Raw genomic sequence first — 8,588 nt, 5'->3', positions numbered from 1 at the left:
GGCGCCCACGGGGCTGGGTGCCCCGGCCGGAGCCGGGGCGGGGCGGCGGCACGGGCGGGGGGCCCGAGGGGACGGCCCCCGGCGCCGCCGGCGCTGGGGGGCGGGGGGGGCGGCCGGGGGGGCGGGGGCGCCGCCACGCCCGATCCGTCCCGTCGTCGACGGCACGGCTCGGGGCTGCGTTCCCGCGGGTCGCCCCGCGGTGTGACCCACGTGCCCGGGCCCGAAGGCCAGGGGAGGGTGGCGCGTTCCTACAGGACACCCGCGTACGGGTGGCACACCATCTGGCGGACCCTGGCGAACCCTGGCGAATAGTCGCGGGCCCCTACCTCGGGGGCTACTGTCAACACAGCCGAGGAACCTGGGGGCTTGACGTGACGAGGGAACCCAATGCCCGTCTTGCGGACCTGTTCGGCCTGGCCGGATGGTCCAAGGGGGAGCTCGCGAGACTCGTGAACCGGCAGGCGGCGGCCATGGGCCATCCGCAACTGGCGACCGACACCTCGCGGGTACGCAGGTGGATCGAGACCGGCGAGACGCCGCGCGATCCCGTGCCGAAGGTGTTGGCAGCCCTGTTCACCGAGCGACTCGGTCGTGTCGTGACCATCGAGGACCTCGGATTCGGCCGCAAGGGACGCGCGGGGAAGGGGCAAGCCCACGACGGTCTGCCCTGGGCGCCCGAACGTACGGCCCAGGTCCTCACCGAATTCACGGGAATGGACCTCATGTTCAACCGACGCAGCCTGGTGGGCGCGGGAGCCGCGCTCACCGCGGGCTCCGTGCTCAGCAGCGCCATGTACGACTGGCTGCACACCGATCCCGCCCTGGTATCCGGCGCCCCCTACCCCTCCGGCGTGTTCACCGCCGACCACGCCAGTTTCGACCGCTACGAGGCGGCGCCCGTGGGCTCCGCGGAGATCGAAGCCCTGGAGAATTCCGTCGACATCTTCCGCCGCTGGGACGCCTCCCGCGGCGGCGGGCTCCAGCGCAAGGCGGTGGTGGGGCAGCTCAACGAGGTCGGCGGCATGCTCGCCTACCGTCATCCGCCCCATCTCCAACGCAGGCTGTGGGGGGTGGCGGCCAACCTGGCGGTGCTCGCCGGCTGGATGTCGCACGACGTGGGCCTGGAGCCCACGGCCCAGAAGTACTTCGTGATCGCCGCGCACGCCGCACGGGAGGGGGGCGACCGGCCGCGCGCAGGCGAGGCCCTCTCGCGCGCCGCACGTCAGATGGTGCATCTCGGGCGCCCCGACGACGCGCTCGACTTGATGAAGCTCGCCCAGTCGGGTTCGGGCGACGAGGCCCTGCCCCGCACCCGGGCGATGCTGCACACCATCGAGGCGTGGGCACAGGCGTCGATGGGCCGCGGGCAGGCCATGCGCCGCACCCTGGGCGAGGCCGAGGAGCTCTTCGTCTCCGACAAGGGCGATGTTCCGCCGCCGAGTTGGATGCAGATGTTCGACGAAGCGGACCTGCACGGCATGCAGGCGCTGGCGTACCGCACCCTCGCCGAACACGAGGCGAAGGCTGCGGTGCTCGCCCAACAGCACGCCAAGGAGGCGCTGCGGCTGCGCAAGGACGGCCACGAGCGGTCACAGATCTTCGACCACATCTCGCTGGCCTCCGCCTGCTTCATCGACGACCAGCCGGAACGGGGCGACAAGTACGCACGGTTGGCCCTGGTGACCATCGGCGAGACCTCCTCGCACCGCACCTGGGACCGACTGCGCGAGATGTACCGGCTCACCGGCCAGTACGCGAGCCGCACCGACATCCGCATCCTCCGGGAAGAGATCGCGGAGGCGCTGCCCCAACAGAACGGTGTCGGCCTGGACCCGAACGCCGCGGTGTGAGGACCGCGGTGCGGCGACCGTTTCGACGGGACCGTTGACGGGTCGTGAAGTCGCCGGTAGCACCCTGCGACGTGGCCCCACCTACCGCAGGGCGTCGGCCCTCGACCGTCCGACCGTGCGATCCGTTGGCGTACGAGGCGTACGGGACGACTCCAACTGCCCCGATGTGACCTGCCCGGTCACGCGTGGCGATGCGTGGTGCCGCAGCTCGGGCGTTCTCGTCACGGGCGAGGCCGCTGCTGGCGGGTTGGAGTGCAGGGTTGTGGCGCGACCTGCCGGGCCGGTTTGGGATCGTCGCCTGGTTCGCTGCTCGTTGCGACGGTGACCGGTTGGGAAGCGGCTGGCGTCGGACCTTGGTGAGCCGGTGCTCGACATGGCGTCGGAGCCATCTGACGGCACTGTTGCGCGTCGGGTCGCAGTGGCCCGGGCCGTGCTGGGCGAACAGGCGGGGGTCGCGGTGTCGGCCGTCGACGTGGCGGCCCGCGGCGGGCTCTGCCCCCTGAGGTGTCCCGTACGGCACCTCATGTGTCGGAGCCGATCCGGGCGACGAGGAGACAGGCGTCGTCTTCGCGCTGCTCGTCGCCGAAGCACTCGACGACGGCCCGTACGCACTCCTGTGCCGTACGGGCCGAGGAGAACCGGGGGGCGAGGGAGAGCAGTCGCTCGGCTCCCGCCTCGGGGCTCGCCGGCACGCTGCGCGGCGCCAGCCCGTCGGTGTGCAGGACGAGCAGGTCACCGGGGGCCAACACCTCGGTGCGCTGGGTGTACGTCGCACCCGAGGTGGCGCCGAGCAGCACGCCCTCCGGGGGGCGCAGCGCAAGCCCCGCCCCGTCGCGGAACAGCAGCGGGGCGGGGTGGCCCGCCTGCGCCCAGGTCAGGGTGCGGGCGGCCGGGTCGTACAGGCCGCAGACGGCGCTGCCGAGCGCGGGCTGCGGGGAGACGTCGAGCATGTGGTTGAGGTAGCCCATCAGCGGGCCGGGCTCCACGCCGGCGACGGCCATGCCGCGCAGCGCGCCGAGCAGGGTGGCCATGCCGGAGGTGGCCGCGACCCCGTGGCCGGTCAGGTCGCCGACGCTGAGCAGCGTGCGGCCGTCGGGCAGTTGGAGCGCGTCGTACCAGTCACCGCCGACCAGTGCGCTGATGGCGGAGGGGAGGTAGTGCGCGGCGAGGTCGAGCGCGCCGGTGCCGGTGGGGAGCGAGAGGGCGCCGCGCCAGGGCGGCAGAACGGCCTCTTGGAGCTCGACCGCGAGCCGGTGTTCGGTCTGGGCGATGTGGCGCTGGCGCCGCAGCGAGTCCTGCGTCTCGCGCACGGCCTGCTGGCTGCGGCGTAACTCGCTGACGTCGCGCAGCACGGCCCACATGGAGCCGGTGCTGCCGTCGGCTTCGAGGACCGGTTCGCCCATCATGTGCACGGTGCGCTCGCCGCTGATCGGGCGGATGATGCGGAACTCCCCGTCGATCGGCTTTCCGTCCACCAGGCAGTCGGTGACCATCGTGGTCAGCGCCGACTGGTCCGCGGGGTGCACGCAGGAGGGGAGTTCGTCCAGGGAGAGGCCGCCTTCGGCCGGGCGCCGGCCGAAGATCTCGTAGAGCTCGGCGGACCAGGTCACCTCGTCGGTGAGGAGGTTCCATTCGGCGCTGCCGACCCGGCTGGCCGAGGGGCGTCGCTCCGGCTCGGGGGGCGCGGCGGGCAACCGCTCGCCCGGCGGCGCCTCGTCGGGATCGACGGGCAGCCCCTCGCGGAGTTGGCCGAGATGCTCGCCGAGTCCGTCCAGGTGGTGGACGGCGAGCTCGCACAGGGCACGCTGCCAACGTGCGCGCGGATCCTCGAACTGCTCGTCCTCGATGCTGGACTCACGTCGAACGGCGTCGAGGCCGCCGCGCAGGTGTTGCGTCTGTGAGATCAGTGCATCGAGTGCGCCGCTCTGGGGCGGCTGCGGAGCGGGACGGTCCGCGAAGAGGGGCGACGGCATGGGACGTACTCCGATACAGGCGCGGCGCGACCAGTTAGAAGGAAGGGCCGGTGACGACTGTTGCACAGGCTGCGACAGTCTGTAAGGGATTTGGCAATACCCGATACGGTGGTGCTTCTGGCATATGTCACCGGCCTCCCGTGGATATGCCGGTGGGATCGGCGGAGCCGGCGCTTCCGGGTAGGCTGCGGCGCTTGGGACCGCGCGGGCGTTGTCGTTCATCAGGCATACCGACCGCAGACATCGGCAAGAATGCCGGTCGAAGGAAATCCCGTTGCCAGCCGAACCCCCCGCCCCGGATGCTGACCTCATGTTCGATCCAGACATAGCGCCCAGCGGCTCCCTGCTCGGTCTCCTCCAGCGAGGCCGCGGCGACGGGACCCTGCACGCCCTCGCGGCACCGCGGGCCGAGGCGCTCTCAGCGCTGCACCACTGCGTGCTGCGCGACCCACGCCGTGACTGGCAGGTGGAGAACCGCTCGCTCTACTACGCCAGGCTCTGCATGGAGCTCGACGGTGGACTTGAAGAGATCGAACAACACCTCTTCCATCCGGACGACCTCATCGACACCGCCGAGGAGCGCACCGGACTCACCCTCGCCGTGCTCGGCCACCTCGCTTCGTACGGGCGCGACGACGCCCTGCACCTGCTCCGCCGGTACGCCGCCACCGGCGGGAACTGGCAGTGGGCGCTGGACGAGTTGGCGCTGCGCGACGACGACAGCGGGCTGCGCGCCCTGAGCGGCCTGGTGCTGGGCCGCTTCCCGCGCACCCCCGAGGGCGAGGCCAGGCTCGCGGCCGTGGCCAGGGACGCCTTCGAACCGCGGCCCTGGCGGCTCTGGGCGGAGGACACCGCCGAGCCCGAGAACGCCGCCCGGGGGCGCGCCGCCCTGGAGAACGGCTGCTTCGACCGCTGGCAACGACAGCTCAGGCCGGCCGGGCCGCGGCCCGGCTGGAGCGTGCGCGAGGTCCTGGAATGGGCCCAGCAGGGGCTCGACGCCCATCCGACCCAGCACCGCCACGGGCCGGCCGCCCGCTGCCTGACCGCGGTCGCCGGGCCCGAGGACCTCCCCGAGGTCATCGCGGCGGCGGCGGACGGCCCGGACGCGGCGCGCGCCACCGCCCTGCGGTACCTGGCCGAGCAGCACGCGCCCGAGGCGCTCGGACTCATCGAGGCCGCGGCCGACGCCCCGTCGACGCTGGTGGCCGATGCCGCGATAGCCGCCTTCGAGCGCATGCGCAGCACCGCGGCGCTGACCAGGGCCAGGAGCTGGGTGCGGCGCGATGACGCGCTCGGCGTCGCCGCCGCCGCGCTGCTCGCCCGCAGGGGCGGCCCGCACGACACCACCGCCGTTCTCGGCACGCTGCGGCGCGTGGTGCGCGCCGAGGGGCCCGACGCGCCCGCGCTGTGGGACCTGGTGGACGGCGCGGGCCGGCTGGCCATCGGCTGCGCCGCGCCCGTACTGCGCCACATCTACCGCGAGACGTCCTCTTCCCATCTACGCGGCAGGGCGGCGCGCGCGCTCGCGGCCACCGACCCGACCTTCCCGGCCGGGTTCGCCGTGGAGTGCCTGTGGGACTGCGAGGAATCCACCCGCGAACTGGCCGCCCGGCACGCCGCCACCGCCGACTCCCGCGTCGTGGAACGGCTGCGCAGCCTTGCCGCCGACCCGGCCGAGGAGGCCGAGGTGCAGACGGCCGTGCGCAGCCGGATCGACCCGGACACGGCCTCGCTCTGAGCCCTGCCTGGCCCCGGCCCGGCCCCGGCCCGGGACACGGCTTCGCCGGCCCTGGCCCCGGCTCCGTGCGTCCGTGCGTCGCCCTGGCCCCCCGGGCGTCCGTGTGTCGCTCCGGCCCCGGCCCCCGGGTGGCTGTGTCGCCCCGGCTCGGGTGGCCGCGCCTGGTCATGGTCGCGGCTGCGGCCGGGGTGACCGTTCGGGGTCGGCTCGGGCTCTGTCGACATGTCGCCTGACGTGGCGTTGTCGGGTGATGCCGGTGGGGTCTGCCGCCCCGACTGCTGGTGCGACCCTGTCGGCCCGGCTGCCCGCTGTCCGCGGGCCTTCGCCGGTCGTCTGCCGGCCTGCTCCGCCGGCCCTCCGGCGCCGGCCGTCCGGTGACCTTTGCCTGCTCGTACGGGCGCTCCGGCGCGGTGTGGGGGCGGGCGGGTGGGGAGTCGGGCAGATCGGGACACCGGGCCCGCCGGAGAGCTGCGCGGGGAGGTGGGTGAGTCGGGTAGGCAGTCGGGTCCGGCGGGGTGGTCAGACGGGTGGCGGAGTCGGCCGGGCGGAGCCGTTGCGTGGGTTCGAGGGGCGGGGCGATTTCCGGACAGACCCGCACGGCAGGGCAGAACCCGCACCCAGCAGCGGCGAACGCTCATGGGACGTTCCCTGATCGGAAAGATCCACGTGGCCCGGGTCACGTTCCGCGCGCCGACAACACCGGTATGCGTGTCGCTATCGTCACCGAATCCTTCCCACCAGACATCAACGGCGTCTCCCACTGCGCCGTACAGACCGCCCAGCACCTCGCGCGGCGCGGTCACGAACCCCTGGTCCTCGCCCCGGCCGGCGCGCACGACTGTCCGGCCGACAGCGACGGGACCCACCCCTACCCGGTCGTCCGCGTACCCTCGCTCGGCCTGCCGGGCTATCCACAGGTACGGGTCGCCCTGCCCAGCCGTCGGCTCGCCGCCACCCTGGCCGCGCACCGTGCCGACGTCGTCCACCTGGCCAGCCCCTTCATCCTCGGCGTGCGCGGCATGGCCGCCGCCACCCGGCTGCACCTGCCCACCGTCGCCGTGTACCAGACCGACATCGGCGGCTACGCCCGTACCTACCTCGGCACCGGCGAGGGCGCCGCCTGGCGCCGCATCCGCGCCGTGCACGCCGCGGCCGACCGCACCCTGGCCCCCTCCACCGCCGCCGCCCGCGACCTGGCCGAGCACGGCGTGCCGCGGATCGCGCTGTGGCCGCGCGGGGTGGACACCGAGCGCTTCCGGCCCGCCGCCCGCGACCCGGAACTGCGCCGCACCCTGGCCCCGGGCGGTGAGCTGATCGTCGGTTACGTCGGCCGGCTCGCGCCCGAGAAGTGCGTGGAACTGCTCGCTCCGGTGGCCGGTCTCACCGGCGTCAAGCTGGTCATCGTCGGCGACGGGCCCAGCCTGACCAGCCTGCGCTCGACGCTGCCGGGGGCGGAGTTCCTCGGCCGCCGCACCGGCGAGGAACTGGCCCGCATCTTCGCCTCCCTCGACGTCTTCGTCCACACCGGACCGCAGGAGACCTTCTGCCAGACCGTGCAGGAGGCGCAGGCCAGCGGCGTGCCGGTGGTGGCGCCTGCCATCGGCGGGCCCACCGACCTGGTCCAGCACGGCAGGACCGGACTCCTGGTGCCCCCGGGCGACTCGGCCGCCGTGGCCGACGCGGTCCGGATGCTGGCCGAATCCCCGCGGCTCCGGGCCGACATGGGCCGTGCCGGCCGCACCTCCGTCGAGGGGCGCACCTGGGAGATGGTCGGCGACCTCCTGATCGACCACTACGCCGAGGTGCTGGCCGAGCGCGCCGGGCGGGTCACGGAGGGCCGGGCGGCATGACGCAACCACGTACCGCGCCGCAGGCCGGTGGGCCGCTGCGGATCGTGCGCATCGCCAACTTCATCACCCCCACCTCCGGCGGGCTGCGCACCGCGCTGCGCGAACTCGGCGCCGGCTACCAGGCCGCCGGGCACGAGCCGGTCCTGGTCATCCCGGGCGAGCGGCCGTCCGACGAGGCCACCGCGCAGGGGCGCGTGATCACCGTCCCCGGTCACGAACTCCCCGGCACCGGTGGCTACCGCGTGCTCACCGGCCGGCGCACGCTGGCCGGGCTGCTCGACCGGATCGCCCCGGACCGCCTTGAGGTCTCCGACCGCACCACGCTGCGCTGGACCGGCGAGTGGGCCCGCCGGGCCAGGGTGCCGGCCGTCATGGTCTCCCACGAGAGCGCCGACGCCGTGCTCCGTACGTGGGGCGTCCCGCCGTCCGCCGCCGCGTTCGCCGCCGACCGGCTCAACCTCCGTACGGCCCGCGCCTACACGCGCGTGGTGTGTACCACCGAGTGGGCCGCGCGCGAGTTCGTCCGGCTGGGCGTGCGCAACCTGGTACGGGCGCCGCTCGGCGTCGATCTGGAGCGCTGCCACCCCTCCTGGTACAGCGCGGCGCTGCGCGCCCGCCAGGTGAGCGGGGCGACGCTGCTGCTGGTGATGTGTTCCCGGCTCTCGCCCGAGAAGCGGCCGGGGCGAGCCCTGGACACGGTGGCCGAACTGCGCCGGCGCGGCGTGGACGTGCACCTGGTGGTCGCCGGCGACGGGCCGCTGCGCCCCCGGCTGACCGAACGCGCCAGGGCCGAGGGGCTGCCGGTCACCTTCCTCGGCCACGTGGCGCACCGGGCGGAGCTCGCCGGCTGGCAGGCCAGCGCCGATGTGGTGCTCGCGCCGGGACCGGCCGAGACGTTCGGGCTCGCCGCGCTTGAGGCGCTGGCGTGCGGTACGCCGGTGGTGGTCAGCGCTTCCTCGGCGCTGCCCGACATCGTCGCCACGGCGGGTGCCAGCGCCACCGACGACGGGGCGGCGTTCGCCGACGCCGTCGAAGGCGTGCTGGCCACCCCCGAACCTGACCGCCGCGCCGCGGCGCCGGCCCCGGCGGGACAGGTGGGGTGGGCCCCCGCCGGGGGCCGCCGGCGCGCCCGCCCCCCCCCCCCCCCCCAACGCCCCCCCCCCCCCCGCCCCGGGGC

General features: G+C 74.4%; 5 protein-coding genes. 4 read left to right on the top strand and 1 reads right to left on the bottom strand.

Annotated elements, in window-relative coordinates; genetic code table 11:
* The first annotated feature begins 371 nt into the window (after positions 1–371).
* Positions 372–1,850, top strand: coding sequence for a DNA-binding protein NsdB (locus tag AAHZ94_RS22990; RefSeq protein ID WP_349994881.1), 1,479 nt, complete (start codon positions 372–374; stop codon positions 1,848–1,850).
* A 521-nt stretch (positions 1,851–2,371) separates the two neighbouring features.
* On the opposite strand, the gene AAHZ94_RS22985 is transcribed toward AAHZ94_RS22990, so the two are convergent.
* A complete protein-coding gene (locus AAHZ94_RS22985; RefSeq protein WP_349994880.1) occupies positions 2,372–3,823 on the bottom strand; it encodes a PP2C family protein-serine/threonine phosphatase in 1,452 nt (483 codons plus the stop codon).
* Between the two features lie 310 nt (positions 3,824–4,133).
* Here AAHZ94_RS22985 and AAHZ94_RS22980 point away from each other — a divergent pair, with 310 nt between their 5' ends.
* From AAHZ94_RS22980 to AAHZ94_RS22970, 3 genes are all read left to right on the top strand, one after another.
* Complete coding sequence (locus tag AAHZ94_RS22980; protein ID WP_349994879.1) at positions 4,134–5,561, top strand: HEAT repeat domain-containing protein; 1,428 nt, start codon at positions 4,134–4,136, stop codon at positions 5,559–5,561.
* A 704-nt stretch (positions 5,562–6,265) separates the two neighbouring features.
* Positions 6,266–7,411: a glycosyltransferase family 4 protein gene (locus AAHZ94_RS22975; protein WP_349994878.1), complete on the top strand. Its 1,146-nt coding sequence runs from the start codon at positions 6,266–6,268 to the stop codon at positions 7,409–7,411.
* On the top strand, positions 7,408–8,588 hold a 1,181-nt coding region (locus tag AAHZ94_RS22970; RefSeq protein ID WP_349994877.1), incomplete at its 3' end, for a glycosyltransferase. The genes AAHZ94_RS22975 and AAHZ94_RS22970, both read left to right, overlap by 4 nt.

The sequence above is a fragment of the Streptomyces sp. HSW2009 genome (genome assembly GCF_040240285.1).
In the GTDB taxonomy this organism is placed as follows: domain Bacteria; phylum Actinomycetota; class Actinomycetes; order Streptomycetales; family Streptomycetaceae; genus Streptomyces.
This window is presented reverse-complemented; position numbering and strand designations above follow the sequence as displayed.

Bases quoted from the DNA above. Each gene is read 5' to 3' on its own strand.
- AAHZ94_RS22985 (WP_349994880.1), bottom strand. From the start codon at position 3,823: ATGCCGTCGCCCCTCTTCGCGGACCGTCCCGCTCCGCAGCCGCCCCAG.
- AAHZ94_RS22980 (WP_349994879.1), top strand. From the start codon at position 4,134: ATGTTCGATCCAGACATAGCGCCCAGCGGCTCCCTGCTCGGTCTCCTC.
- AAHZ94_RS22975 (WP_349994878.1), top strand. From the start codon at position 6,266: ATGCGTGTCGCTATCGTCACCGAATCCTTCCCACCAGACATCAACGGC.